The sequence below is a fragment of the Streptomyces sp. NPDC046831 genome, from assembly GCF_040645305.1.
Taxonomy (GTDB): domain Bacteria; phylum Actinomycetota; class Actinomycetes; order Streptomycetales; family Streptomycetaceae; genus Streptomyces.
Map to the genome: position 1 here is coordinate 134,656 of NZ_JBEYXZ010000010.1, position 25,463 is coordinate 160,118.

Annotated in this window: 16 protein-coding genes, 1 tRNA gene and 4 pseudogenes; 5 read left to right on the forward strand and 16 right to left on the reverse strand. The window is 74.0% G+C overall.

Features of this window, described 5'->3' with window-relative positions:
• Nucleotides 1–113: 113 nt before the first annotated feature.
• The 4 genes from hemW to lepA all read right to left on the reverse strand — a co-directional run bounded on the left by hemW (nt 114) and on the right by lepA (nt 8,168).
• On the reverse strand, nt 114–1,346 hold the full coding sequence (gene hemW, locus ABZ920_RS12140; RefSeq protein WP_361502196.1) for a radical SAM family heme chaperone HemW: 1,233 nt from the start codon (nt 1,344–1,346) through the stop codon (nt 114–116).
• 81 nt (nt 1,347–1,427) lie between these two features.
• Nucleotides 1,428–3,458 carry an ATP-binding SpoIIE family protein phosphatase gene (locus ABZ920_RS12145; protein WP_361502199.1) on the reverse strand — a complete coding sequence of 677 codons (2,031 nt, stop codon included), beginning with the start codon at nt 3,456–3,458 and terminating at the stop codon, nt 1,428–1,430.
• A gap of 669 nt (nt 3,459–4,127) precedes the next feature.
• Nucleotides 4,128–6,002, reverse strand: coding sequence for a long-chain fatty acid--CoA ligase (locus ABZ920_RS12150; RefSeq protein ID WP_361502202.1), 1,875 nt, complete (start codon nt 6,000–6,002; stop codon nt 4,128–4,130).
• A 297-nt stretch (nt 6,003–6,299) separates the two neighbouring features.
• On the reverse strand, nt 6,300–8,168 hold the full coding sequence (gene lepA / locus ABZ920_RS12155; protein ID WP_361502205.1) for a translation elongation factor 4: 1,869 nt from the start codon (nt 8,166–8,168) through the stop codon (nt 6,300–6,302).
• 258 nt (nt 8,169–8,426) lie between these two features.
• On the opposite strand from lepA, the gene rpsT reads away from it, so the two are divergent.
• A complete protein-coding gene (gene rpsT / locus ABZ920_RS12160; protein WP_361502208.1) occupies nt 8,427–8,693 on the forward strand; it encodes a 30S ribosomal protein S20 in 267 nt (88 codons plus the stop codon).
• A gap of 698 nt (nt 8,694–9,391) precedes the next feature.
• Here rpsT and holA read toward each other — a convergent pair.
• Nucleotides 9,392–10,381, reverse strand: coding sequence for a DNA polymerase III subunit delta (holA, locus tag ABZ920_RS12165; protein ID WP_361502211.1), 990 nt, complete (start codon nt 10,379–10,381; stop codon nt 9,392–9,394).
• 277 nt (nt 10,382–10,658) lie between these two features.
• On the opposite strand from holA, the pseudogene ABZ920_RS12170 reads away from it, so the two are divergent.
• Both ABZ920_RS12170 and ABZ920_RS12175 read left to right on the forward strand, forming a co-directional pair.
• Nucleotides 10,659–10,853 (forward strand): annotated as a pseudogene (locus ABZ920_RS12170) (hypothetical protein); the annotation flags it as partial.
• Nucleotides 10,852–11,103: pseudogene (locus ABZ920_RS12175) on the forward strand (TetR family transcriptional regulator); the annotation flags it as partial. The pseudogenes ABZ920_RS12170 and ABZ920_RS12175, both read left to right, overlap by 2 nt.
• A 103-nt stretch (nt 11,104–11,206) precedes the next feature.
• Here ABZ920_RS12175 and ABZ920_RS12180 read toward each other — a convergent pair.
• From ABZ920_RS12180 to leuS, 7 genes and pseudogenes are all read right to left on the reverse strand, one after another.
• A complete protein-coding gene (locus ABZ920_RS12180; RefSeq protein WP_361502214.1) occupies nt 11,207–11,452 on the reverse strand; it encodes a hypothetical protein in 246 nt (81 codons plus the stop codon).
• 40 nt (nt 11,453–11,492) lie between these two features.
• Nucleotides 11,493–11,984, reverse strand: a pseudogene (locus ABZ920_RS12185) (arylamine N-acetyltransferase); the annotation flags it as partial.
• Between the two features lie 4 nt (nt 11,985–11,988).
• Nucleotides 11,989–14,460: a ComEC/Rec2 family competence protein gene (locus ABZ920_RS12190; RefSeq protein WP_361502309.1), complete on the reverse strand. Its 2,472-nt coding sequence runs from the start codon at nt 14,458–14,460 to the stop codon at nt 11,989–11,991.
• A gap of 332 nt (nt 14,461–14,792) precedes the next feature.
• Nucleotides 14,793–15,983, reverse strand: a complete 1,191-nt coding sequence (locus ABZ920_RS12195; protein WP_361502217.1) for a ComEA family DNA-binding protein — start codon at nt 15,981–15,983, stop codon at nt 14,793–14,795.
• 128 nt (nt 15,984–16,111) lie between these two features.
• Entirely contained in the window at nt 16,112–16,957 is an 846-nt protein-coding gene (locus ABZ920_RS12200; protein ID WP_361502220.1) for a DegV family protein, read from the reverse strand.
• A gap of 72 nt (nt 16,958–17,029) precedes the next feature.
• Complete coding sequence (locus ABZ920_RS12205) at nt 17,030–17,770, reverse strand: hypothetical protein (protein WP_361502223.1); 741 nt, start codon at nt 17,768–17,770, stop codon at nt 17,030–17,032.
• A gap of 334 nt (nt 17,771–18,104) precedes the next feature.
• On the reverse strand, nt 18,105–20,987 hold the full coding sequence (gene leuS, locus ABZ920_RS12210; RefSeq protein WP_361502226.1) for a leucine--tRNA ligase: 2,883 nt from the start codon (nt 20,985–20,987) through the stop codon (nt 18,105–18,107).
• 416 nt (nt 20,988–21,403) lie between these two features.
• Here leuS and ABZ920_RS12215 point away from each other — a divergent pair, with 416 nt between their 5' ends.
• Entirely contained in the window at nt 21,404–22,708 is a 1,305-nt protein-coding gene (locus tag ABZ920_RS12215) for a cytochrome b/b6 domain-containing protein (RefSeq protein WP_361502229.1), read from the forward strand.
• The gene (locus ABZ920_RS12220) at nt 22,705–24,315 is read left to right on the forward strand and encodes an NADH-ubiquinone oxidoreductase-F iron-sulfur binding region domain-containing protein (RefSeq protein ID WP_361502232.1); all 1,611 of its coding nucleotides are present in this window, start codon (nt 22,705–22,707) and stop codon (nt 24,313–24,315) included. Before ABZ920_RS12215 ends, ABZ920_RS12220 begins: the two co-directional genes overlap by 4 nt.
• A 181-nt stretch (nt 24,316–24,496) precedes the next feature.
• Here ABZ920_RS12220 and ABZ920_RS12225 read toward each other — a convergent pair.
• From ABZ920_RS12225 to ABZ920_RS12240, 4 genes and pseudogenes are all read right to left on the reverse strand, one after another.
• Nucleotides 24,497–24,569 (reverse strand) — tRNA-Ala (locus ABZ920_RS12225).
• A gap of 199 nt (nt 24,570–24,768) precedes the next feature.
• Entirely contained in the window at nt 24,769–25,002 is a 234-nt protein-coding gene (locus ABZ920_RS12230) for a hypothetical protein (protein WP_003976229.1), read from the reverse strand.
• Nucleotides 25,003–25,005: 3 nt separating this feature from the next.
• A complete protein-coding gene (locus ABZ920_RS12235; protein ID WP_361502235.1) occupies nt 25,006–25,179 on the reverse strand; it encodes a hypothetical protein in 174 nt (57 codons plus the stop codon).
• Nucleotides 25,180–25,248: 69 nt separating this feature from the next.
• A pseudogene (locus ABZ920_RS12240) lies at nt 25,249–25,438 on the reverse strand (MFS transporter); the annotation flags it as partial.
• Between the last annotated feature and the right edge of the window lie 25 nt (nt 25,439–25,463).

The window sequence follows — 25,463 nt, forward strand, 5'->3', positions numbered from 1 at the left end:
GGTCATCCGGTCGTCCGGCGGAAGTCCGCCCCGGGCGGGCCGGTGGACCGCCCGACCGGCGGCGGACGGCCCGCCGCCCGGCCCCGCGGCTCGTGCTGCCGCCGTCGCGGCGGTCAGTCGACCAGGTCCCGCACCACCGCGTCCGCCAGCAGCCGGCCCCGCAGGGTGAGCACCGCGCGGCCCTCCTCGTACGGCCGCTCCTGCAGGAGGCCGTCGGACAGCGCGCGCCGGGACGCCGCCAGCCCGTCCGGCCGCAGCAGGTCCAGCGGCACGCCCTCGCGCAGCCGCAGCTCCAGCAGGATGCGCTCGACCCGGCGGTCCTCGTCGCCGAGGATCTCGCGGCCGGCGCCCGGGGAGCGGCCCGCGGCCAGGGCGGCGGCGTAGGCGCCCGGGTGCTTGACGTTCCACCAGCGCACGCCGCCGACGTGGCTGTGCGCGCCGGGGCCCGCACCCCACCAGTCGGCGCCGCGCCAGTACAGCTCGTTGTGCAGGCAGCGGCCCGCCTCGGAGGTGGCCCAGTTCGAGACCTCGTACCAGTCGAAGCCCGCCGCGGACAGGGTCTCCTCGGCGATCAGGTAGCGGTCGGCGTGCTCGTCGTCGTCCGTCGCCGGGATCTCGCCCCGGCGGATGCGGCGGGCGAGCTGCGTGCCCTCCTCCACGATCAGGGCGTACGCCGAGACGTGGTCGGGGCCGGCGCCCAGGGCCGCGTCCAGCGAGGCCCGCCAGTCGTCGTCGGACTCCCCGGGGGTGCCGTAGATCAGGTCGAGGTTGACGTGCTCGAAGCCGGCCGCCCGGGCCTCGGCCACGCACGCTTCGGGGCGGCCCGGGGTGTGGGTGCGGTCGAGGATCCGCAGCACGTGCTGCCTGGCGCTCTGCATGCCGAAGGAGATCCGGTTGAAGCCGCCCTCCCGGAGGGTGGCCAGGTAGGCCGGGTCGACGGACTCCGGGTTGGCCTCCGTCGTCACCTCCGCGTCGGCCGCCAGGCCGAACTCGTCGCGGATCGCCCCCAGCATCCGCACCAGGTCGTCCGCGGCCAGCAGCGTGGGTGTGCCGCCGCCGACGAAGACCGTGCGGACCTCGCGCGGGTCGTCGCCGAGGACCTTGCGGGCGAGGCGGATCTCGTCGATCAGGGTCCCGGCGTAGTTGTCGCGGGAGGCGAGCACCCCGCCGGTGCCGCGCAGCTCGGTCGCGGTGTAGGTGTTGAAGTCGCAGTAGCCGCAGCGGGTCGCGCAGTACGGGACGTGCAGGTAGAACCCGAGGGGCCGGGCGGAGGCCCCGGCGAGCGCCCGCGCGGGCAGCGCGCCGTCCTCGGGGACGGGCTCGCCGTCGGGAAGTGCGGAAGGCATGCCCTCCATTGTCCAGCACCGGCGGCGGGACCCGTTTCCGTCGCCGGTCCGGGCTTCCGGCCGGGCGTCGCCGCGTCCCCCTCAGGGCACCTCGGCCTGCAGGACCAGCAGGGCGAGGTCGTCATCCGGGGGCCGTTCGCCGAACTCGTGCACCAGGCGCCGGATGCGTTCGGCGATCGGCTCCGCGTCGAGGCCGGCGCATCCGGCGAGGGCCGCGGCCAGCCCGTCGCCGTCGTCGAACTGGCGGGAGCCGGAGCGCCGCTCGGTCACCCCGTCGGTGACGCACAGCAGGGTGTCGCCGGGCCCGAGCACGAACGTCTCGCTGGTGTACGTCTCGTCCTCGACGACGCCGAGCAGGGTCTGCGGCCGGGCGACCGTCCGCACGCCGCCCTCGCGGGCGAGGACGAGCGGCAGCGGGTGCCCCGCAGAGGCGAGCGTGCAGCGCAGGCCGCCCTCGCCGGGAGTGAGCTCGCCGTACAGCAGGGACAGGAAGCGGGTCTGGGGGGCGTCGCCGGGGGCGGGGGGCCGGCCGCCCGCGGCGGCCAGCGCGCGGGCGGCGGCGTCCGCGGCCTCGGTGGCGTCGTCGAGCAGGAGCTGGTTGAGGCGGTCGAGGACGTCGGTGACGCGGTAGCCCTCGCGGGCCAGCAGCCGCAGCCAGGGCCGGGCGAGCCCGATGACGACGGCGGCCTCCGCGCCCTTGCCCTGGACGTCGCCGACGGCGAAGCACCAGCGGCCGTCGCCGGCCGGGAACAGGTCGTAGAAGTCGCCGCTCGGGCCGCCATGGTCGCACGGCTCGTACACCAGCGCGCTGCGCACCCCGGGGATCTCGGCGACGGCGCCGGGCAGCAGCCCCCGCTGGAGCACGGCGCTGATGGTGGCCTGGCGGGCGTACTGCCGGGCCGCGCCGATGGCGAGGGCCACCCGGCGGCTCAGGTCCTCGACCAGCCCGGTGACCTCCTCGGGGAAGCGGGCCGGCCCGGTCCGCCCGATGACCAGGGTGCCCAGCGGGCGGCCGCCGACGGTCAGCCGGTACGCCAGCGCCGCGCCGTCCGCCGCGCCCGGACCGAGGGCCTCGCCGGGCCAGGGGTACGGGACCGGCCCGGCGAGCAGGTCGGAGCCGGGCAGGTGGGGCGGGTCCTTCTCCAGCGTCCGGCGCAGGTCCTCGACGCGGTTCTCCTGGACGTGCCAGACCCGGGCGAGCCAGGGCCCGGGGCCGCCGGTCCCGTCGCCCCAGCCGCCGCCCGGGCGGGAGGAGTCCCACCGGGCCGTCGACTCGTCCTCCAGCCACACCGCGCACCAGTCGGCCAGCCGGGGCACGAGGAGCTGCCCGGTCAGCGAGGCCACCAGGTCCTCGTCGAGCTGCCCGGCGAGCAGGTCGGAGGCCTCGGCGAGAAAGGACAGGGCGCCGCGGCCCAGCCACTCCGGGTCGCGCTGCGCGGGCGGCGGCTCGGGCGCGAGGGGTGCGGCGGGCCGGAGGCCGTGCGCCGCGGCGCACTCGGCGGCCGGGGACAGGCCTTCGCCGTCCGGAGCCGGGCCGTCGCCGTCCGGGGTGCGGTCCTCGCCGTACGGAGCCGGGCCGTCGCCGTCCGGGGTGCGGTCCTCGCCGTCCAGGTGGGGCCCGGCCGGCACTCGCGCCCACACCGTCTTCTCGCCGGTCCGGTAGGTGACGCCCCAGGACTCGGCGAGCGCGGCGACCAGACGGAGTCCCCGGCCGAACTCGGCCGTCCCGTCCGGGGCCGGGTCGCCGCCGGTGTACGGGGCGCGGGTGGGGTGCCGGTCGGCCACCTCGACGACGAGCGCGCCGGCCGCCTGCTCCCACCGGCAGGTCAGTGCCACGTCGGTTCCGGCGTGCACGACGGCGTTGGTGACCAGTTCGCCGACGACGACCAGGACGTCGTGGGCCGGGGCCTCGGGGACCGGGTGCCCGGACGCCGTCCACTCCGCCAGCGCCGAACGCACCACGGCCCGGGCCGTGCCGGGCGCGAGGAGGCCGGAGGGCAGGGTCGCGCGCGTCTCCACGTACGGTGCGCCCGCCCCGGCCCCCGGGCACGCGGGCGCGGGCGTGCCGGGGGCACGGGTCACGGTCTCCCGTTGCGTCGGAATGACCCCCATGCACGGCTCCCGGAGCGGTTCGGACGACTGATCCTCGGTCGGTGTGCCGACAGAGTGACAGATCGACCGCACGCATAAGCGCCGAGTGACCGAAGTGGTCCGCCATGAGAGGGAACGTGCGTCGGGTGTGCGCGCATCCGGACGCTTCGGAACGCCCGGACGCCGCCCGCTGCCCGACACGGACGCCGGGAGATCCGTCGCCCGATGGCGCGCGAGTCCGGGGGCCCGGCCGGAGTTCGGCGCGGAAGTTCCCCACCGGTCGTGGTGAGGGCTGCGGGTAGCTGAGCCGCGGTGGCCGTGGGCGTGATTCCCCCCGGAGCCTCGGCCGGAGTTCGGCGGAAGTGCCCCGTGCCGCCTCGGCCGACCGGAGTTCGGCGGGAGTACCCCGCGCAGCCCCGGCCGGAGATCGGCACTGAAGTCGCAGCCGGTCGTGCTCCGGGCCGCGGGTGGCTCAGCCGCAGCGGGCGTGGGCAGCTCGGCTGGGGTTCGGCGGAAGTGCCCCGCGCCGCCCCGGCCGGAGTTCGGCGGGAGTGCCCCGCGCCGCCCCGGCCAGGGTTCGGCGGGAGTGCCCCGCGCCGCCCCGGCCGGGGCACGCGCGAGGCGTGCCCCCGAGTCGGCCCCCGGCCGTGCGGTGGGGGCGCCGGGTCGCCGGCCGCCCCCACCGCGAGGTCACGCCTCGCGCGTGCCCTCGTACATCTCGTCGATCAGGTGCTTGTACGCGCGCTCCACCACCGGCCGCTTCAGCTTCAGGCTCGGGGTGATCTCGCCGTGCTCGACGTCGAGGTCGCGCGGCAGGAGGCGGAACTTCTTGACGGTCTGCCAGCGCTGCAGGCCCTGGTTGAGCTGCTGCACGTAGCCGTCGACCATCTCGACCGTGGCGGGCGCGGCGACCACCTCGGCGTACGACCGGCCCTCCAGGCCGTTGTCCTTCGCCCACTCCATGATCGACGGCTCGTCGAGGGCGATGAGCGCGGTGCAGAAGTTCCGGTCGGCGCCGTGTACGAGGATGTTCGACACGTACGGGCACACCGCCTTGAACTGGCCCTCGACCTCGGCGGGCGCGACGTACTTGCCGCCGGAGGTCTTGATCAGGTCCTTCTTGCGGTCGGTGATGCGCAGGTAGCCGTCCGCGGACAGCTCGCCGATGTCGCCGGTGTGGAACCAGCCGTCCGCCTCCAGCACCTCGGCGGTCTTGTCGGGCAGCCGGTGGTAGCCCTGCATGATGCCCGGGCCGCGCAGCAGGATCTCGCCGTCGTCGGCGATGCGCACCTCGGTGCCGGGCAGGGGCTTGCCCACCGTGCCGGTGCGGTAGGCCTCACCGGGGTTGACGAAGGAGGCGGCGGAGGACTCGGTGAGGCCGTAGCCCTCCAGGATGTGGATGCCGGCGCCGGAGAAGAAGTAGCCGATCTCCGGGGCGAGGGCGGCACTGCCCGACACGCAGGCGCGCAGCCGGCCGCCGAACGCCTCGCGGATCTTGGCGTAGACGAGCGTGTCGGCGACCTTGTGCTTGGCGGCCAGGCCGAACGGCGCGGAGTGGACGCCGGTGCGGCGGAAGTTGTCCTGGGTGACCCTGCCGTACTCGCGGGCGACCTCGGCGGCCCACTGGAAGATTCTGTACTTGGCGGCGCCGCCCGCTCTGGCCTTGGCGGCGACACCGTTGTAGACCTTCTCGAAGATGCGCGGGACGGCGGCCATGTAGGTCGGCCGCACCACCGGCAGGTTCTCGATGATCTTGTCGACGCGGCCGTCGACGGCCGTGACGTGCCCGACCTCGATCTGCCCGGAGGTGAGCACCTTGCCGAAGACGTGTGCCAGCGGCAGCCACAGGTACTGCACGTCGTCGGCGCCGACCAGCCCGGTCGCGGAGATCGCCTTCGCCATGTACGACCAGTTGTCGTGCGGCAGCCGGACGCCCTTGGGGCGGCCCGTGGTGCCGGAGGTGTAGATCAGGGTCGCGAGCTGGTCGCCGGCGATCGCGCCGACCCGCTCCTTGATCAGCTCGGGGTGCGTCTCCAGGTAGGCGGCACCGCGGCGCTCCAGCTCGGCCAGGGTGAGCACCCAGTCGCCGCTCTCGACGCCGTCCGCGTCGACGACGACCACGTGGTGCAGGTCCGGCAGCTCGGCGCGCTTCTCCAGCGCCTTGGCCAGCTGGGCGGCGTTCTCCGCGATGAGGACCCTGCTCTCGGAGTCCGAGAGGATGAACGCCGACTCCTCGGCGTTGGTCTGCGGGTAGATCGTCGTCGTGGCCGCGCCCGCGCACATGATGCCGAGGTCGGCGAGGATCCACTCGACGCGGGTGGAGGAGGCCAGCGCGACGCGCTCCTCGGGCTGCAGACCCAGCTCGATCAGCCCGGCCGCGATCGCGTGGACCCGCTCACCGGCCTGCGCCCAGCTCAGCGACCTCCACTCGTCCGGGCCCTCACCCGAGGCCGGCGGCACGGGGTAGCGGTAGGCCTCGGCGTCCGGGGAGGCCGCCACGCGGTCCAGGAAGAGGGCCGCCACACTCGGCGGACGGTTCTCGATCAGTGTCTGTGTGTCGCTCACGACATCCTCCGGGACCCGCGACAGTGCGGCTGGCTGGCTCATTGCTGCTGGCTCGTCGGGCCGGGCTCGCGGGAGAGCCGGGCCGGGTGGGGCTGCGGTCACGCGCGAGCGGTTGTTTAACTCACGAGTAACTATCGAGCAGAGATCAGGGTAGAGCCCGACCGGCCGGTTCGAAAGGGGCAGCGGCCTGCCACTTCCTCCACAGGATGACCATACGAACGCGCAGGGGTCCACCGCACCTTCGTGCGGCGGACCCCTGTTGCACCGGTTTCGCCGGACGGCCGGCGGGAGGCGCGGTTACTTCTTGCCCTTGGCCGACCCCGCGCTGTCATCGCTGGAGAGGACCGCGATGAAGGCCTCCTGGGGAACTTCCACGGAACCCACCATCTTCATCCGCTTCTTTCCCTCCTTCTGCTTCTCCAGCAGCTTCCGCTTGCGGGAGATGTCACCGCCGTAGCACTTGGCCAGGACGTCCTTGCGGATGGCGCGGATGGTCTCGCGGGCGATCACCCGGGAGCCGATGGCGGCCTGGACCGGGACCTCGAAGGCCTGCCGCGGGATCAGCTCCTTGAGCTTGGCGACGAGCCGCACGCCGTAGGCGTACGCCTGGTCCCGGTGGGTGATCGCGGAGAACGCGTCCACCTTGTCGCCGTGCAGCAGGATGTCGACCTTGACCAGGCTCGACGTCTGCTCGCCGGTGGGCTCGTAGTCCAGTGAGGCGTAGCCGCGGGTCTTGGACTTCAGCTGGTCGAAGAAGTCGAAGACGATCTCCGCGAGCGGCAGCGTGTAGCGGATCTCGACCCGGTCCTCGGAGAGGTAGTCCATGCCGAGCAGGGTGCCGCGCCGGGTCTGGCACAGCTCCATGATCGAGCCGATGAACTCGGTCGGCGCGAGGATGGTGGCCCGCACGACCGGCTCGAAGACCTCGTTGATCTTGCCCTCGGGGAACTCGCTCGGGTTGGTGACCGTGTGCTCGGTGCCGTCCTCCATGACCACGCGGTAGACCACGTTGGGGGCGGTGGCGATCAGGTCGAGGCCGAACTCGCGCTCCAGCCGCTCCCGGATCACGTCGAGGTGGAGCAGGCCGAGGAAGCCGACGCGGAAACCGAAGCCGAGGGCGGCGGACGTCTCCGGCTCGTAGACCAGGGCGGCGTCGTTGAGCTGGAGCTTGTCCAGCGCCTCGCGCAGCTCCGGGTAGTCCGACCCGTCCAGCGGATACAGACCCGAGAAGACCATGGGCTTGGGGTCCTTGTAGCCGCCGAGCGCTTCCGTGGCGCCCTTGGCCTGGCTGGTGACGGTGTCACCGACCTTGGACTGGCGGACGTCCTTCACCCCGGTGATCAGATAACCCACCTCGCCGACGCCGAGGCCGTCGGCGGGGAGCATCTCGGGCGAGTTGGTCCCGATCTCCAGCAGCTCGTGCGTGGCGCCGGTCGACATCATCCGGATGCGCTCGCGCTTGTTGAGCTGGCCGTCGATGACACGGACGTATGTCACGACACCGCGGTAGGAGTCGTAGACCGAGTCGAAGATCATCGCACGGGCGGGGGCGTCGGCGACCCCGACCGGGGCCGGGATCTTCTCGACGACCTCGTCGAGGAGCGCCTCGACGCCCAGGCCGGTCTTGGCGGAGACCTTCAGCACGTCGCCCGGGTCGCAGCCGATGAGGTTGGCCAGTTCCTCGGCGAACTTCTCCGGCTGGGCAGCCGGCAGGTCGATCTTGTTCAGGACCGGGATGATCGTGAGGTCGTTCTCCATCGCCAGGTAGAGGTTGGCGAGGGTCTGCGCCTCGATGCCCTGGGCGGCGTCCACGAGGAGGACGGTCCCCTCGCAGGCGGCGAGCGACCGCGAGACCTCGTACGTGAAGTCGACGTGACCCGGCGTGTCGATCATGTTGAGGATGTGCGTGCTGTCGGGGGCGTGGGTGGGGGCCCACGGCAGACGCACCGCCTGGGACTTGATCGTGATGCCGCGCTCGCGCTCGATGTCCATGCGGTCGAGGTACTGAGCGCGCATCTGCCGCTGCTCGACCACGCCGGTCAGCTGGAGCATCCGGTCGGCGAGCGTGGACTTGCCGTGGTCGATGTGCGCGATGATGCAGAAGTTGCGGATCAGAGCCGGGTCGGTACGGCTCGGCTCGGGCACATGGCTAGGGGTCGCGGGCACGCAGGGTCCTGATTCTTGAGGCGTCCGCACACGTGTGCTTGTCCGTCTGCGGTCTCGGGTCGGATCTGTACGTAGTCTCCATGGTCCCATGCCTGGCGAGCGGGGAGCGGTTTGGGCCACTGGGTGGGCCACTGCTAGTCTGAGTGGCTGTGTCTCATGCCCTCTCAGCAGGAGGCACGACGTCAAGAAATCACCGGCGCGTGAGGCGGACCGACAGCGGTCCTGTCCTTTCGTGCCTGAATCTGTAGAGGCTCATTCGTGGCGAACATCAAGTCCCAGATCAAGCGGATCAAGACCAACGAGAAGGCCCGGCTGCGCAACAAGGCCGTCAAGTCCTCCCTGAAGACCGCGATCCGCAAGGCCCGCGAGGCCGCTGCCGCGGGTGACGTCGAGAAGGCCGCCGAGCTGCAGCGCGTCGCCGCGCGTCAGCTGGACAAGGCCGTCTCCAAGGGCGTCATCCACAAGAACCAGGCCGCCAACAAGAAGTCGGCCCTGGCCGGCAAGGTCGCGGCTCTCAAGGGCTGAAGTCCTTCCTTGATCTGACCGCCGGAAGGACCCAGGGCGGGCCCTCTCTCATCCGCCCCCGACCGGCACCACGGATCCGCGCGCGGCCTGCGTTCGCCACGCGGGCGCGGATCCAGCAGCTTCACACCGAAGGCCCCGGCGCCCCGCTCTTCCCCAGGGCGGCCGCCGGGGCCTTCGGCGTGTGCGGACCTCCGTGCGCCACGCCGTGCCGCTGCCCCACGCCGCACTGCTGCCCCGGTCGGCCGGCTTCCTTTTCCCAGGTGATTGGCTGGGGGCGGGGACGCCTGGAGCGGTGTGTCGGCGCGGGTGCCCTGAACCGCCCCGCCGTCGCCGGCCCCTCGGCGGCCTCGCCGTCGCCGGCCCCTCGGCGGCCTCGCCGACGCCGGCCCCTCGGCGGCCTCGCCGACGCAGGCGCCTGGACCGCCCCGTCGGCACGGGTGCCCTGGCCGCTCGCCGATCTGGCTCGTGAGCATGTTCGCGTGCGCCCGGAGGCGTCGGCTCGCCTCCGGCTGCACCTGCCTCCTCCGGCGCTGGACGCGCGGATGTCCCCGGGAGCCCGGAGCCCCTGATCAGTCAGGGCGGCCGGGGCGGTCGCGGCCGGAGCCGCCGGGGCGGTCGCGGCCGGAGCCGCCGGGGCGGACGGGGCGGACGGGGCGGACGGGGCGGACGGGGCGATGGTCTACGGCTTTGCGCCTGTGTCAGGCGCGGCCTCGGGAGCGTGCCGCGCGGGCGATGGTGACGACCGCCTTCTCCAGGGCGTACTCGGGATCGTCGCCGCCGCCCTTGACGCCCGCGTCCGCCTCGGCCACGGCGCGCAGCGCCACGGCGACCCCGTCCGGTGTCCAGCCCCGCATCTGCTGCCGCACCCGGTCGATCTTCCACGGCGGCATGCCCAGCTCACGGGCCAGGTCGGCGGGCCGTCCCCCGCGCGCGGACGACAGCTTCCCGATCGCCCGCACGCCCTGGGCCAGCGCGCTGGTGATCATCACCGGCGCCACGCCCGTCGCCAGCGACCAGCGCAGAGCCTCCAGCGCCTCCGCCGCCCGCCCCTCTACGGCCCGGTCGGCCACGGTGAAGCTCGACGCCTCGGCCCGCCCGGTGTAGTAGCGCCCGACGACCGCCTCGTCGATCGTCCCCTCGACGTCGGCGACGAGCTGCGCCACGGCCGAGGCCAGCTCCCGCAGGTCGCTGCCGATCGCGTCGACCAGGGCCTGGCAGGCCTCAGGGGTGGCCGAGCGGCCGAGCCCGCGGAACTCGGCCCGCACGAAGGCCAGCCGGTCCGCCGGCTTCGTCATCTTCGGGCAGGCCACCTCGCGCGCCCCCGCCTTGCGCGCGGCGTCCAGCAGTCCCTTGCCCTTGGCGCCTCCCGCGTGCAGCAGCACGAGGGTGATCTCCTCGACCGGCGCGGCGAGGTAGGCCTTCACGTCCTTGACCGTGTCGGCCGACAGGTCCTGCGCGTTGCGCACGACCACGACCTTGCGCTCGGCGAAGAGCGACGGACTGGTCAGCTCGGCGAGCGTGCCGGGCTGCACCTGGTCCGGAGTCAGGTCCCGCACGTCGGTGTCGGCGTCGGCGGCCCTGGCCGCGGCCACCACGTCCCGCACGGCACGGTCGAGCAGGAGGTCCTCCTGGCCCACGGCAAGCGTCACCGGGGCAAGCGGGTCGTCGTTCGCAGTCTTCCTGGCCATCGCGACAAGCATCCCACGCACCACCGACAACCAGGGCCGCCCGCCCGGCGCCGACCGCGCGGCCCTCGGTTCGGGCCCGCGTGTGCCATCACGGCGGCGGGATTTCAGGAGGCGGGTCGGCCGGTCCTGCCGGCCTGCCCCATCCGGTGTGCGGAGACGAGGAAGAAGACCCCGCCCAGGAAGGCTAGCCGGCCAGGGCGCTCAAGGAGGCGCCGCCCTTGCCCGCCTGGGCCATGAAGGAGGCTCCGGCGAGAGTGGAGAGGGCGCCGCTAGCCGCGGACCGGTGCGCGGCCTCTACGTGAACATCGCGCTCAGCACCCTCACCGCCGCAGGCCTGGCCGCAGCCGCCAGCTCGGGCATCCCGGCCGTCCTGCGGGTCTGGGGCGGCTGGGCCGTCACTGCGGGGCTCGTCCAGCTGATCGCCGGCGTCCTGCGGCGCGGCATGGCAGGACAGTGGCCGATGATCGCCACACCAGGCCGTGCTGGCCCAGCGGCAATGGTTCCTGGAAACCGCCACGCGGCTGCTGGAGGACGCCGGCTGTGCTCCCGCCGGCGCAGCGGGCCGGCACTTCGTCATGCTCCGCGACGGCGCCATGGCGGCCGGCTGCCTCTCCGACCCGGCGCTGATCTGTGAGACGTTCCTGCGCGGCGTCGAAGGCCTCTTGCACCCGGGCACAGCACCGGCGCCCGAACCGGACGGCCCAGCGACCCTGCCCGCATGACCATCCGGGCCGGAGCCGGCCGGCCCGCGATCAACCCCTCCGAGCCAGTACCGCTGTTCTTCGGCCGGAACGACATCCTGAGCGGCTTCGCCGCCGCGCGGGATCACGGTTCCTCGCGCCACCCCTCCCACTTCGCGGCGAACGCGTCGAGCTCCGCGGGGTCCAGCCGTCCCTGCTCGTCGTGCAGGAGGACGAGCCACTGCGCGTCCTCCGCGTCGTCCTCACCGGCCAGCGCGTCGCGGACGATCCGCGGCTCCTCGCCGGCCTCGAACCGCTCCCCGAGCGCCTCCGCCACCTCTTCGGCGGCGTCGCGGTCCGGGAGCACCAGCACATGCCTGACATCACTCACCGCGCCATTGTCCGGCACCCCGCCACGACTCCCCGGCCGGACCCCGCGTCCCGGCGGCGTCCGGGCCCACCTCCACGGTCCGGAACGTGCCGCCCGGGTCCGTCTGTCCGCCCCTGTCCCCGAACGCCAGCGGCCCGTGGCTGAACGCGCCGAAGCCCACGTCGGCCAGCCGCTCCTCCCCGTCCGCCGTCCGCACCCGCAGCGCGAGACGGTCGTACGGGATCCCGAGCCGGCCTTCCTTGCCGTACACCCGCGCCGGGAGCAGGCTGACGCCGAACCCGGGCTCGGCCGGCAGCGCGGCGAACGCCCCGTCGAGTTCGTAGCAGAACCCGCCCCGGTGCGCGCCCGCCGCCCTGTCCACCAGCCGCTTGTCCGCCAGCACGATCTCCTCGCCGAGGTGGACCGGCAGGTTCTCGAAGGGCACGGTCCGCAGATGGCGCAGCCGCAGGTCCCGCAGCACGTCCGAGGTGGGACGCGGCGGGCGTCCGATCCCCGGGCGGCGGAGACAGGCACCGGTCGGTGCGGCGTTCACGCCCTCAGTCTCCCGCGACGCGCAACCCCCTCCCCTCCCCCGCGACCGCGAGCGCCCCGTCCCGGTCCGTCCGCAGCACCGTCGCACCCGCCGCCCGCAGCGCCGCGACCGTGCTCGGGGCCGGATGCCCGTACGAGTTGTCCGCCCCGCAGGAGATCAGCGCGACCCGCGGAGCCACCAGGGCCATCAGGTCCGGGTCCTGGTAGGCGGAGCCGTGGTGGGCGACCTTCAGCACGTCCACGCGTGCCAGCCGACCGGCCGCCGGCGAGGTCAGCAGCGCTCGCTGGGCCGCCGGTTCGAGGTCGCCGAGCAGCAGCAGGCGCAGTCCCGCCGATCGCACCAGGAGTGTGACGCTGGCGTCGTTCGGGCCGTCCGGGCCAGGGGCCGGCGGCGGTGGCGGACCCAGCACCCGCCAGGACAGCGCGCCCGTGCGCCGCTCCTCCCCGGCCACCGCGTGCCGGAGGGGGATGTGCCGTCCGGCGGCCTGCTTCCGTACCAACTCGGCCTGCTCCGCGGGCTCCTCGTAATCCGTCGTCTCGATCTCCCCCACCGAGCGCCCCCGCAGCACACCCGGCAGTCCTGCCACGTGGTCGGCGTGGAAGTGCGTCAGCAGGACGAGTGGGATGCGCGTCACGCCCAGCGTGCGCAGACAGCGGTCGACGAGCACCGGGTCGGGTCCGGCGTCCACGACCACCCCGGTGCCGTCGCCCGCCGCGAGGACCGTCGCGTCGCCCTGTCCCACGTCGCACATCGCGAACCGCCAGCCCGGAGGGGGCCAGCCCGTGATCACCCGGGTCAGCGGCGGTGGCCGTACCACCACCAGCAGGAGCAGCACCACGCAGGCGCCGCACAGCCAGGGGTGCCTCGGCAGCCGCCGCCCCAGGACGACGGCGACCACCGTGAGCAGGCCCAGCAGCAGCGCCCCCGTCCAGCTGCCCGGCCAGTCCACTCCCCCGCCGGGCAACGACGCCCCCGTCCGGGCGACACGGGCGATCCACCCGGCGGGCCAACTCGCGCACCAGGCGAGCGCCTTCGCCGCCGGCAGGGCGACCGGCGCCGTGGCCAGCGCGGCGAAGCCCAGCACGGTGGCGGGGGCCACCGCGGCCTCCGCCAGCAGGTTGCACGGCACCGCCACCAGGCTCACCCGCGCCGACAGCACCACCACGACCGGCGCGCACAGCGCCTGCGCCGCGGCGGCCGCGCCCAGCGCCTCGGCCGGACGGGCGGGCACCCCACGCCGCCGCAGCGCCTCGCTCCAGCGCGGCGCGAGGGTGAGCAGGGCTCCGGTGGCCAGCACGGACAGCAGGAAGCCGTAGCTGCGGGCGAGCCACGGGTCGTAGAGCACCAGCAGCAGGACGGCCGTCGCCAGCGCGGGGATCAGCGACCTGCGGCGGCCGGTCGCGAGGGCGAGCAGGGCCACGGCACCGCAGGCCGCGGCCCGCAGCACGCTCGGGTCGGGTCTGCACACGACGACGAAGCCCAGGGTGAGCGCTCCGCCGAAGAGCGCGGTTGCCCGCAGGGAGATGCCCAGCCGGGGTGCGAGGCCCCGTCGTTCGGCCTGCTGGGCGAGGGCGGGCGGCCCGACGAGCAGGACCAGCAGGATGGTGAGGTTGCTGCCGGACACGGCCAGGAGGTGGGTCAGGTCCGTCTCCTTGAACGCCTCGTCCAGCTCGGGCGTGATCCGGGAGGTGTCTCCCACGACGAGCCCCGGCAGCAGCGCCCTGGCGTCCGGCGGCAGCCCGTCGGTGGCCTGGCGCAGGCCCGCCCGCAGCCGGCCGGCCAGCCGCTGCGGCGCGGACGGCCCGCTCACCACCTCGGGCCCCGCACGGCCCCGTACCCGCAGGACCGCCGCGATCCGGTCACCCCCGGCCAGGGGCGGTGTCACCCGGGCGGTCACACGGAGCCGGGTGGACGGCAGCAGCCCGAGCCAGGGTGACGGCTGGGGCCCCTCGCCTCTCGCAGGGCCCGCCGCATCTCCCCCTGCGGGGAAGGCGGCGCGGGCCGGCTTCCGGTGTCCGGCGTCGACGAGCAGCAGCACCGGCGTCCGGGTCGCCACGGCCGCCGCCCCGCCCTCCCGTTCGACCCGCCGCACCTCCGCGTCGATCAGCACGGCGGCCGGTGCCAGGTGGCCGCCGCTGACCCGTGGCCGGGTGAGCCGGGGATCGGAGGTCAGCTCCACCTCGGCGGTCACCGTGGCGAACTGCCGCGCCAGACCGGGCACGGGCCCGCGCCGCAGGTCCGCCCCGTGCAGCCCGGCGGAGACGGCCGCGGCGGCCACGGCGAGCAGGACGGCGGCGACGGAAGCGCGCGCCCAGGCACGTCCGGGCCGGTCGTACCGGCGCGTCTCCCCCGCATGCGGGGCAGGCGCTCCGGCACCCCCGGTCGCCCGCGCCGCTGGGACCGTCCCCATGGGCGCGGTCCCGCCCCCGGCTGCCCGTCCCCGGTCCGCTCCCCCCGCGCGTCGCCGGCCGGGCATCAGCACGGCGGCTGCCGCCAGGCACGTCACGGCGACACCGGTCACCGGGCCCGGCGCAGCGTCCAGCGTCAGCGCCGCCGTCGCCCAGGCCGCGAGTGCGGGAGGGACGAGTCGCAGGTCGGCCGGGCCCTCCTGACGGGGGTGGGCGGCGCCCAGCCTGCTCCCGGAGGCGGCGTGCACGGCCGGGCGGGCGCGGGACGCGGACCGCTGCTCCGGGCGAGGCGGTGGTGCCGGCGAGGTCGCCGGCGCGGCAGGTCCAGCCGTGGCCGCCGGCCGGCCCGCCGCCCCCCGGCCGGAGGCCGGCCGCCCGCGGCGGTCGTCAGGGGCGCCGTTCATGGCCGTACGAGATTCCGCAGGTCGGCGAAGCGGCGGTCGCCGATGCCGTTCACCTCGCGCAGCTCGTCCACCGAGCGGAAGCCGCCGTGCCGCGTGCGGTGGTCGATGATGTGCTGCGCCAGGACGGGACCGACGCCGGGCAGGGTCTCCAGCTGGTCGGCGGTGGCCGTGTTCAGGGACACCGGGCCCGTGACCCCGCCCGCCGCTGCGGCACCGGCCAAGCCGCCGGCGACCGTACCGCCGCCCGGTCCGGCCGGCGCCGCCGGCACCGGGCCGCCGACGACCACCTGTTCGCCGTCCACCAGGAAGCGGGCCTGGTTGAGTCCGTCGGTACGGGTGCCCGGGCGCACGCCGCCCGCCGCCCGCAGCGCGTCGGCGACACGCGAACCCTGGGGAAGGCGCTGGATGCCCGGACGGCGGACCTTGCCGCTGACGTCCACCGTGATCACCGGCCCGGCCGAGGCTCCCGCGCCCGGCCCGGCGGCCGCAGCCGGCGCCGGCGCGGCGGTGCCCCCGCTCTCGTCCCGCCCCGGGTACGGCGCCGCCGCCCGCACCACCTCCGGCGCCCGCACCGGCTGGGTGCGGCCGGCCCAGAAGTGCTGCACGGCGAACCCGGAGACGAGGACGAGCAGCGCCGTGAGCGCGACGACGCTCCTGCGCTCCAGGCCGCACCTGGTCTGCACCCACAGCGGCAGCCGCTCGCGGACGGCGAGCCGGGCCCTGTCCCGCCACGCCGGCATGCCGTCAGGAGCCCGCGCCGGCCGGGCGACCGCGGCATCCGCCGCGGGCCGCGGCTCCGGCTGCGTCTGCCCGCTTCCCGGGTGGGCGGCCCACGGGAGACCGCCGTGCACCGAGACGGTCGGCGGTCCACTGCCCGACGCCCGCTCCTCCGCCGCCTGTTCACGGTCTTTGGCGCTGACGAGGCGCCGGGGAGGATCGGGCCGTCCGAGCCGACCGTCCAGTCCCCCGGGAAGCCGCTCCGACTCCGCGGCATGGACGGGACGTTCGGCTTCCGCGCCGAACAACGCCTCCGCCCGCCGGCGCAGTTCCCCGGCCGACGCCTGCCGGTCGGGCCGCGCTGCCCGGTGCGCCGGTGGGCGGCGGTGGCGGGCGCGGCCGTCGGAGGCCGGGGCGCGGCCCGGTCCGCTGGTGGCGGTCGCTGTGCGTGAGCCTGGTCGAAGTGCCATGGGCCGAGGATCGGGCACCTCGGCATCCGCGCGATGATCTTGCTCGAAACCCGGGGACCACCGCCCGGTTGTGGACAACTTCACCACTCGGACGAGTGACGGAGCGGACCCTTACCCCCGGGCCGGTCTCACCGGTGCGAGACCACGACCCCCAGCAGCCCCGGTCCCGTGTGGGCCCCGATGACCGCTCCGACCTCGCTGACGTGCAGGTCGGCCAGGCCCGGCACCCGTGCCCGCAGCCGGTCGCCGAGGGCCGCCGCACGGTCGGGGGCGGCGAGATGGTGCACGGCGATGTCGACCGGGGCGCCGCCCGCCCGTTCGGCCACGATCTCCTCGAGGCGGGCGATCGCCTTCGTCGCCGTGCGCACCTTCTCCAGGGGCTCGATCCGGCCACCGGCCAGCTGGAGCAGCGGCTTGACGGCGAGGGCCGAACCGAGCAGTGCCCGCGCGGCACCGATCCGGCCGCCGCGCCTCAGGAAGTCGAGGGTGTCGACGTAGAAGAGGGCGGAGGTGCTCCCGGCGCGCTTCTCCGCGGCCGTGACCGCGTCGTCCACGGTGCCGCCCTCCTCCGCCGTCTCCGCCGCGGCGAGGGCGCAGAAGCCGAGCGCCATCGCGACCATGCCGGTGTCGACCACGCGCACCGGCACCGGCGCCTCGCGCGCCGCGAGCACCGCGGCGTCGTAAGTGCCCGAGAGTTCGGCGGACAGGTGCAGGGAGACGATGGCGGAGGCGCCCGCGTCCGCGATCCTGCGGTAGGTGTCGGCGAAGACCTCCGGGCTGGGCCGTGAGGTGGTGACGGGCCGCCGCTTCTGCAGCGCCTGCGCCAGGGAACGGGTCGAGATCTCGGTGCCCTCTTCGAGCGCCCGGTCGCCGAGGACGACGGTCAGGGGCACCGCGGTGATGCCGTGGCGCTCCATCGTCCGCGGCGGCAGGTAGGCCGTTGAATCGGTGACGATCGCGACATGGCGGGACATGAGCTGGAGGCTACCTGCTGGGGCGGCCCGAGGGCAGCCCGGCCCCGCCCGAGGGGGCCGCGTGTGTCCGGATCACGTCGTGCTCTCGGGGCGGGCCTTCTTCTGCCAGGGGTAGGTGGGGCGGCGCCCCGGCGGGGTGAGGGAGGGCCGGCCGGGATCCTGCGCCGCGGACTGCCGCGGGCCCTCGGACCGTGTCTGCCGCGCCGCGTCGGCGCCGGGGTCCGCGGCGGGGGCCTCGGGCCACGGCGGCGGGGCGGCTGCCTGGTCGACGCCGGTCCAGTGGCGCAGGGCGCCGGCCTCCATGTCGATCTCGGCGCTGAGCATGTCCAGGTCGTCGTCGGCGAAGCGGCGGGCGCGGTCCCGGGCGGCCCAGCGCAGGGAGTCCGCGGAGTCGGTGATGCGCCCGGTGCGCTCGCGCAGGGCGGGCAGCCGCTCGGCGAGTCGGGCCCGGTCCGGTTCGGACTCCAGGCGCCGCAGCTCCGCGTCGAGTTCGTGCCCGTGCGCGCTGAGGCGCCGGAAGAGGGCGAGGGACTCCTTCAGGGACTCGTCCTCCTGGGCCGAGGCGTGCAGGGCGTCCTGCGTGGCGCGCATCGACGTGCGCAGCGCGAGCCGCAGCCGGGCCAGCTCGCCCGCCGGGCCGGGCTGAGCGAAGGACCTGGCCCGCAGGGTGTGGTCCTCGACCGCGCGCCGGGCCTCGGTCAGGGTGCGGTCCACGCCGCGCTTGGCGGCGCCGACGGCCTTCACCGCGGCGTAGGCCCCGAGCACCACGAAGAGCAGGAAGAGCACGGCGAACACGGTGACGAAGGCTTCCACGGCGCTCCTCCTCGAATCCCCGGCGGCACGGGCCGCGCTCTTCCACGGTAAACGCAACAGGCAGGCCCGGAGTTCCGTCAGAACCCCGAACCTGCCCGCAGGGGTCGTCCGGCGGATCGTGCCGCAGAGGCGGGGCCGGGCACGCCCGTCTGCGGCTCGTCGTCGGTTGCCGGCGCTCCGCGTCGACGCCCTCCTCCGCCGTGCAGCCGCACGCACCGGACCCCGCTCCCCCGGGCTGCGAGGTGCCGCCGGTCTCCTTCGGCCTGCTCCGCCGGGCAGCCCCCGGGGGACCACCCGGTACCGGCGCCGTCGGCCGGCCGCGGTGGCCAGGCGCTCACGCCGGGACGATGTTCACCAGCTTCGGCGCCCGGACGATCACCTTGCGGATGCCGGCGTCGCCCAGCGCCGCGACGACCTTCTCGTCGGCCAGCGCCACCTTCTCCAGGTCCGCCTCGGAGATGGACGGAGGCACCTCCAGACGCGCCTTGACCTTGCCCTTGACCTGGACGACGCAGGTCACCGTCTCGTCCACGACGTACGCCGGGTCGGCGACCGGGAAGTCCCGGTGGACGACGGAGTCGGAGTGGCCCAGCCGGTGCCACAGCTCCTCGGCGATGTGCGGGGCCAGCGGCGCGACCATCAGCACCAGCGGTTCGGCGACCGAGCGCGGCACCGCGCGTCCCGCCTTGGTCAGATGGTTGTTCAGCTCGGTGACCTTGGCGATGGCGGTGTTGAAGCGCAGGGCCTCCAGGTCCTGGCGGACACCGTCGATCGCCTTGTGCAGGGCGCGCAGCGTGTCCTCGCCGGGCTCGTCGTCGGTGACGGTGACCTCGCCGGTGGCCTCGTCGACGATGTTGCGCCACAGCCGCTGCAGCAGCCGGAACTGGCCCACCACCGCGCGGGTGTCCCACGGCCGGGAGACGTCCAGCGGGCCCATCGCCATCTCGTACAGGCGCAGCGTGTCGGCGCCGTACTCGGCGCAGATCTCGTCCGGAGTGACCGCGTTCTTCAGGGACTTGCCCATCTTGCCCAGCAGGCGGGTGACCTTCTCGCCCTGGTAGTAGTAGGCGCCGTCCCGCTCCTCCACCTCGGCGGCCGGCACCGCGATGCCGCGGCTGTCGCGGTAGACGTAGGCCTGGATCATGCCCTGGTTGAACAGCTTGTGGAACGGCTCCGCGGAGGAGACGTGCCCCAGGTCGTGCAGGACCTTGGACCAGAAGCGCGCGTACAGCAGGTGCAGCACGGCGTGCTCGGCGCCGCCGACGTACAGGTCGACGCCGCCGTGCGGCAGGCCCTCGCGCGGGCCCATCCAGTAGCGCTCGATCTCGGGGTCGACCAGCCGCTCACCGTTGTGCGGGTCCAGGTAGCGCAGCTCGTACCAGCAGGAGCCGGCCCAGTTGGGCATGGTGTTCGTCTCGCGGCGGTACTTCTTCGGCCCGTCGCCCAGGTCGAGGGTGACGTTGACCCAGTCCTCGTTGCGCGACAGCGGCGTCTCGGGCTGGGTGTCGGCGTCGTCCGGGTCGAAGGTGCGCGGCGAGTAGTCCTCGACCTCCGGCAGCTCCAGCGGCAGCATCGACTCGGGCAGCGCGTGGGCGACGCCGTCCTCGTCGTAGACGATCGGGAAGGGCTCGCCCCAGTAGCGCTGGCGGCTGAACAGCCAGTCCCGCAGGCGGTAGTTGACGGTGCCCTCGCCGATGCCCGTGCGCTCCAGCCACTCGGTGACGCGCGCCTTGGCCTCGACGACGCCCAGGCCGTCCAGCCGCACCTCGTCGCTGGAGGAGTTGACGATCTTCGCGTCGTAGGCGACGAAGGCGTCGTCCCAGGCCGTGGTGTCGGTGCCGCGGCCGTCGGTGGGCTCCACCACGCACCGCATCGGCAGTTCGAAGGCGCGCGCGAAGGCGAAGTCACGGCTGTCGTGCGCGGGGACGGCCATGATCGCGCCGGTGCCGTAGCCCATCAGGACGTAGTCGGCGATGAAGACCGGGACCTTCTCGCCGTTGACCGGGTTGGTCGCGAAGGCGCCGGTGAACACGCCGGTCTTGTCCTTGGCCTCGGCCTGCCGCTCCACGTCGGACTTCGAGGCGGCCTGCGCGCGGTACGCGGCGACGGCCTCGGCCGGGGTGGCATGCCCGCCGGTCCACACCTCGTGCGTGCCCTCGGGCCAGACGGCCGGGGTGAACTTCTCGACCAGCGGGTGCTCGGGCGCCAGCACCATGTAAGTGGCGCCGAACAGGGTGTCCTGGCGCGTGGTGAAGATCGTCAGGTGCTCGCCGTCGATCGGGAAGTCGACGCGGGCGCCCTCGGAGCGGCCGATCCAGTTGCGCTGCTGCAGCTTGATGGCCTCGGGCCAGTCCAGCCCGTCCAGGTCGTCCAGCAGCCGGTCGGCGTACGCGGTGATGCGCATGTTCCACTGGCGCAGCTTGGCCTTGAAGACGGGGAAGTTGCCGCGCTCGGAGCGGCCGTCGGCGGTGACCTCCTCGTTGGCCAGCACGGTGCCCAGGCCGGGGCACCAGTTCACGGGCGCGTCGGAGGCGTAGGCCAGGCGGAACTCGCCCAGGACGTCGGCGCGCTCGGCGGCGGTCAGCTCGTGCCATCCGCGGGTGTGCCCGGGGACGGCGCGCTCACCGCTCTCGAACTGGGCGACGAGCTCGGAGATCGGGCGGGCCTTGTCCGCCTCGTCGTCGTACCAGGAGTTGAAGATCTGCAGGAAGATCCACTGGGTCCACTTGTAGTACTCCGGGTCGATCGTGGCGAAGGACCGGCGCTTGTCGTGGCCCAGGCCCAGCCGGCGCAGCTGGGCCTTCATGTTCTCGATGTTGGCCTCGGTGGACACGCGCGGGTGGGTGCCCGTCTGCACGGCGTACTGCTCGGCGGGCAGGCCGAAGGCGTCGAAGCCCAGGGTGTGCAGGACGTTGTGGCCGGTCATCCGCTGGAACCGGGCGTAGACGTCGGTGGCGATGTAGCCGAGCGGGTGGCCGACGTGCAGGCCCGCACCCGAGGGATACGGGAACATGTCCATGACGAACTTCTTCGGCCGCGCGACCAGCTCCGGGTCGCCGGCCAGGTCACCCTTGGGGTTCGGCGCCGCGTACGTGCCCTCGGCGTCCCAGACGTCCTGCCAGCGTGCCTCGATGGCGGCCGCCGTGGCGGCCGTGTAGCGGTGCGGCGCTGCCTCCGCCGGCACAGCGGCGGCAGCAGCGGGGTTCGTCTCGCTCATGATCCTCAAAGCTCCATCGATCGTCTCTGCCGGCGAAATGAAAAATCCCCTCGCACAGGAGGGGACGCCGCGCCGATTCCGACCACCCGCTTCACCCGGCGGTCGGGACTGATCAGCGCGGCTCGCTAAGCAGAAGGCGTACGGCACGCATGGCGTCAGGGTACCGCAGCCGTCGAGCACGCTGCGACGGGCTCCGCCGCACCCCCGGAACGTCCCCCATCCGGTTGTGGAGCTCCTGAAAAGCTGAACGAGATTCAAAGATTACCCGGCGTAACGGAAGCTATGGGGACAAGGGGACTGCCGCGCACCTGTTTGATAACAACGCAATAACTCAAACCTGCTACCGCTCGGTTTGGCGCGACTTAGAGTTCGTGCTCGGGACCGCCTGCCCGACATGACCGCTCGGAGTTGCCCCCATGAACCCTCGCCGCAGTAACAGCACGCTCCCCAAACCGGGCCGTTCGGCCTACGGGGCGGCGTCGGCTGTCGTCCTGCTCCTCATACCCGTGATCGTGCTCGTCGGAGGTGACCGGGTCCGCGACTTCCTCAACTTCGGCGCGGGCGTCCTCTCCCTCGTCTCCCTGAGCTGCTCGGTCATCTGGGGACTGGTCGCCCAGGACCGGATCTTCCTCAACACGCGCCAGCGGATCGTGGGCCAGGCCGTGCACCGCACGACGGCGGTCGCCTCGATCGCGTTCCTGCTGCTGCACATCACCACCAAGATCGCCCTGGACCACACCCAGCTGATCGCCGCGGTCATCCCCTTCTCGCTCGGCGTCACCGGCCTCGGCGGCCTGATCGGACTCGGCTCCGCGGCCGGACTGCTGATGGTCTTCGTCGGCATCACCGGCGCGCTGCGCAGCAACTTCGCCTCCCCCGCCCCGGTGGCGGCCCGCTGGCGGGCGATGCACATGCTCGCCTACCCGGCCTGGGGCGCGGCGCTGGTCCACGGCCTGTACGCCGGCCGCCAGGCCAAGCCCGTCTTCGTGATCCTGTACGGCCTGTCCCTGCTCGGCGTCATGGCGGCCGTGGCACTGCGCTCGGCGCCGCGCCCGGTCAAGCGCCGGGTCGCCGACCGCGTGGTCGCGCTGCTGGGCAGCGGGGAGCGGCCCGGCCTGGAGGACCTGGACGCGAGCCGGGCCAGGGCGACGGACTCCGCCCTGCCGGGCTACGAGCGGGGCGCCCGGCCGTCGGCCGCCGGGTCCACGGGCCCGCTCCCCCGCGTCCCGGGTCCCGCCGCGCCCTACGAGGCCCCGGCCGCCGCGGTCACGGAGCCCGCCGCCTCCGGTTTCGCGGCCGCCTACCGGGCCGTCTCGACACCGCCGCCCGCCGGGCAGCCGTTCGCGGCCGACCGGACCGCGCGCCTGGACCTGCCGCTGGACCTGCAGGCCACGGAGACGATGCCGCGCGTGGACGGCGCCGGCGCCGCGTCGGGCAGCTGGCCGATCCCTTCCCCGCCGCCCGTCGGCGAGGCTCCCCCGTCGGCCTACGACCCCATGGTCGACACCGGATACACCATCCCCGCCTACAACAATCCGGGCACGGGCGGGTACGGCGGACGTGACGTGTACGACACCGGTGAGACGAACCCGCTGTACGGCACGTACAACTCCAACGACACGTACAACAGCGGTCCCGCCACAGAAACACCCCCCGGTGCGTCCTTCGACACACCGGGTTCGGGCGAACCTTGGAACACGCCTTCCGGAGGCTATAGGTGAACGAGGCCCTGCCCGACGTCCCAGAAGTCCGCGTGGTCGGCCTTCCCCAGCTCACGTCGGGCTTCGACCTTGTCGAACGACTGGATCTGCCCATGCACCTGAAGGTGCACGGGCCGCTCGAACCGATGGGCGGCGAGCAGCTCGCGCAGCTCGCCGAGGCCATCAACCTCAGGGGCCGCGGCGGCGCGGGCTTCCCCTTCCACAAGAAGCTGCGGTCGGTCGCCGAGTCGGCGATCCGCCGCGGCGTGCGGCCGGTCGTCGTCGTCAACGGAAGCGAGGACGAGCCGGCCTGCCGCAAGGACACGGTGCTGATCAACCGTGCCCCGCACCTCATCCTGGACGGCGCCCTGCTGTGTGCGGAGGCGCTCGGCGCCCGCACGCTCGTGGTGGGCGTCACCCGGGAGTCCACACAGCGCTCCATGGAGGCCGCGCTCGCCGAGCGCGGCCTGAGCAACGGGCGCCGCTCGGCGCTGCGCGCCCGGGTGCAGCGCAATCCGGTGCGCATGGTCACCGGCGCCGCCGCGTCGCTGATCCGCTCCATCGACGGCGGCCCGGCGATCCCGCCGGGCCGCAAGGTCAGCGCTTCGCAGAACGGTGTGGGCGGCGCGCCGACGCTGCTCTCCAACGCCGAGACATTCGCCCAGCTGGCGATCGCCGCGCGCATCGGCCCTGAGCGCTACGGCAACACCGGCCTGTACGACGAGCCGGGCACCGTGATGCTCACGGTGTCCGGCGCGGTCGCCCGCCCGATGGTGATCGAGGTGCCGACCGGCGTGCCCCTGCGCTACGTCCTGCAGCTGGCCGGCGCGCCGCCGATGCCGCAGGGCGTGCTCACCGGCGGCTACCACGGCAAGTGGATCGACGCGGCGACCGTGAACGAGGCGGTCGTCTCGCGCAACTCGCTGGACGCGGTGGGCGGTTCGCTCGGCGCGGGGGCGATCCTGCCGATCAGTCAGGAGACCTGCCCGCTGGGCGAGTCGCTCCAGGTGGCCAAGTGGCTGGCCGAGGAGAGCGCGGGCCAGTGCGGCCCCTGCTACCTCGGCCTTCCGGCCGCCGCGCGCGGCATGGAGGACATCCTCAACGGGGGCGGACCGGCCGCCCTGGAGGCCCTCAAGCAGGTCGCGCGGAACGTCAAGCGGCGCGGCGCCTGCTCGCACCCGGACGGCTCCGCGATGTTCCTGGAGTCGACCGTCAAGGCCTTCACGGACGACCTCGCCGCCCATGTCCTCGGCAACGGCTGCGGCCGGCCCGTGCAGGGCGTCCTGCCCCTGTTCGAGGGCGGCAGGGGCCCGACGGGCATCCCCGGCGGCGGCGAGGCGGAGGAGACCGGCCCCAGCCGCCAGAAGATCTACGTCGACTGGACCCTGTGCCGGGGGCACGGCCTGTGCGCGGACATCCTCCCGGAAGTCTTCGAACTGGGCGCCGACGGCTTCCCGACCGTCGCCCAGGCACAGGTGCCGCGCTACGCGGAGCAGAAGGCGCTGCGCGCGGTGCGCCGCTGTCCGGCGCTGGCCCTGCGCCTCGAGGAGGACACCCGCTCGCAGGCGCCCTCCCGGAATCTTCCGGTCCTCTCCCAGGGCCGCGGCCGCCGGGCCCTCGGCCGCTGAGCACCCGGCGCGGCGGGCCGCTCCCACGGGAGGTGGCCCGCCGCGCCGTTTCGCCGTCCGCGGCACGGAGCCCCTCGCCCGCCGCGCCGAGGCCTCGCCGGTGCCGCCCGGGCCTGGCTCTCGGTCACCACCCACACGCCGAAGGCGGGCCATCCGTTCGGATGACCCGCCTTCGTGTCTGTGGAGCTAAGGAGAATTGAACTCCTGACCTCCTGCATGCCATGCAGGCGCTCTACCAACTGAGCTATAGCCCCGCGCGGTCCCTGCGGTCGACCCGCATTTCCGCGCCGCCCGGTTTCCCTGGCGGCGACGCCAACATTACACGGTCCCGGGGGTGCGACACCAAATCGGTTTCCGTTGTGTCCTGTATGACCGTATGGACCCGGGAAAACCTCGGCCGGCATGCTCGGGAAACACATCGGGCCGGGTCTCCTCAGGAGGGCCCGGCCCGGGTCATGCCGTGACGAACGAATAGAACCGCTTCAGCGTGCAGTGCTCCTCCAGGAGCCGGCCGTAGATCGGCTCGCCCTCGAGTTCGCGGTAGGTCTCGATGGGGTCGCCCTTTATGATCAGCGCCCGCGCGCACTCCTCGCACCAGTACTGGTAGTCGGGGTTGACCGGCTCCATGTCCCGGACGATGGGCGTGCCGCTGCCGCACCAGTCGCACTTCCGCCTGTGGGCACCCATCGATCAGCTCCAGCTGTGGCCGCAGGCCGTGCACACGTACGAGATCCCGCCGTTGTCGCCGAGGACTTGGGCCACGTGGAGGGAACCGCAGGAGGGGCAGCTGAGGCGGGTGACCGTGTCCCGTGTCAACGCCCCGTCGAGGAGGTGGTCGACCTCCACGAGGATGCTGGCAGGCATCGCTACTCCCTCCCGTCGGGCCGCGCCCCCTTCCGGCCGTTTGATTCTGCCACGGCCGGGCCGATACGGTCAGCGACGCCTCGGTACCAGTCCGGCCACGGCACCCGCCACGGCCGTCCCGACCGGGGCGTACGCGCACGCCGAGAGCGCCTGCGCAGAGGTATACGCCCCCGGGCCCCCAAGTGACTCAAGCCGGTGCGGGAACAGGGCACCGAAGACCGCCACCCCCGATCAGCCGGCCGGACTGCGCGACCGCCGCGCGCGGAGCTGAGCACCTGAAGGAT

Bases quoted from the DNA above. Each gene is read 5' to 3' on its own strand.
- hemW (WP_361502196.1), bottom strand. From the start codon at position 1,346: ATGCCTTCCGCACTTCCCGACGGCGAGCCCGTCCCCGAGGACGGCGCG.
- ABZ920_RS12145 (WP_361502199.1), bottom strand. From the start codon at position 3,458: ATGGGGGTCATTCCGACGCAACGGGAGACCGTGACCCGTGCCCCCGGC.
- holA (WP_361502211.1), bottom strand. From the start codon at position 10,381: ATGGCCAGGAAGACTGCGAACGACGACCCGCTTGCCCCGGTGACGCTT.
- ABZ920_RS12190 (WP_361502309.1), bottom strand. From the start codon at position 14,460: ATGCCCGGCCGGCGACGCGCGGGGGGAGCGGACCGGGGACGGGCAGCC.
- ABZ920_RS12195 (WP_361502217.1), bottom strand. From the start codon at position 15,983: ATGGCACTTCGACCAGGCTCACGCACAGCGACCGCCACCAGCGGACCG.
- ABZ920_RS12200 (WP_361502220.1), bottom strand. From the start codon at position 16,957: ATGTCCCGCCATGTCGCGATCGTCACCGATTCAACGGCCTACCTGCCG.
- leuS (WP_361502226.1), bottom strand. From the start codon at position 20,987: ATGAGCGAGACGAACCCCGCTGCTGCCGCCGCTGTGCCGGCGGAGGCA.
- ABZ920_RS12215 (WP_361502229.1), top strand. From the start codon at position 21,404: ATGAACCCTCGCCGCAGTAACAGCACGCTCCCCAAACCGGGCCGTTCG.
- ABZ920_RS12230 (WP_003976229.1), bottom strand. From the start codon at position 25,002: ATGGGTGCCCACAGGCGGAAGTGCGACTGGTGCGGCAGCGGCACGCCC.
- ABZ920_RS12235 (WP_361502235.1), bottom strand. From the start codon at position 25,179: ATGCCTGCCAGCATCCTCGTGGAGGTCGACCACCTCCTCGACGGGGCG.